The organism is Pseudanabaena sp. 'Roaring Creek' (genome assembly GCF_001402795.1).
In the GTDB taxonomy this organism is placed as follows: domain Bacteria; phylum Cyanobacteriota; class Cyanobacteriia; order Pseudanabaenales; family Pseudanabaenaceae; genus Pseudanabaena.
In genome coordinates this window covers 1-660 of the sequence record NZ_LIRE01000534.1, presented here as the reverse complement: position 1 = coordinate 660, position 660 = coordinate 1, and the positions used below count along the sequence as shown (strand labels likewise).

At 46.5% G+C, this 660-nt stretch carries 1 pseudogene; it reads left to right on the top strand.

The window, feature by feature from the left end:
- Positions 1-93: 93 nt before the first annotated feature.
- Positions 94-660 (top strand): annotated as a pseudogene (locus AC805_RS26380) (hypothetical protein); the annotation flags it as partial.

Genomic DNA, 660 nt, shown 5'->3' with positions numbered 1-660 from the left:
TCACCAACTAAAGCAAATAACCCTTGTCCAATCTGCGATGACATCAAAGGTAAATGTCGAATTGCCTCCGATAACCAAGATTTTGCGCTGTGCATGACCCATCCCAGCGATGTCGGTCAGGCGGATTGGAAATATCTGGGCGAAACCAATGGCAGTTACTTTGCGGGTAAGTATGTCCGCAAACGTCCCGAGTCTGAATTGGAGCGCCAAGAGCGTCGCGATCGCAATTTAAAACTGCAACTAGCTCAACAAAAGGCAAAGCGGGATGGTTTGGCTAAGTTGCCTGATGCGGTTCAACGCGATCGCCTTTATCAAAGTTATTTACAAAAACTCGATCTAGACAGTTTAGATAGAGCCGATTTAGTTAGTCGTGGCTTGTCTGATGCTGAAATCAAGAGTCTGGGAGCTAAATCAACCAATTCTGGCTATATTCTGCCCATTAAGAATCCTTTAGGTCAGATTCTCGGGTTTCAAATCCGTTTGCGTGATGCTAGTTCTGGGCGCTATCGTTGGCATAAGCCTTTTGGGATCTCGGCACAGCAACAAAATGGAGAGTTACCTCTAGCTTTTCATGGTGATATTCAGGTCGATCGTCAGCGTGTGGTCTTGGTTGAGGGTACTGGCGTTAAGCCTTATCTTGCTTCTAAGCTGCGTGGCTGT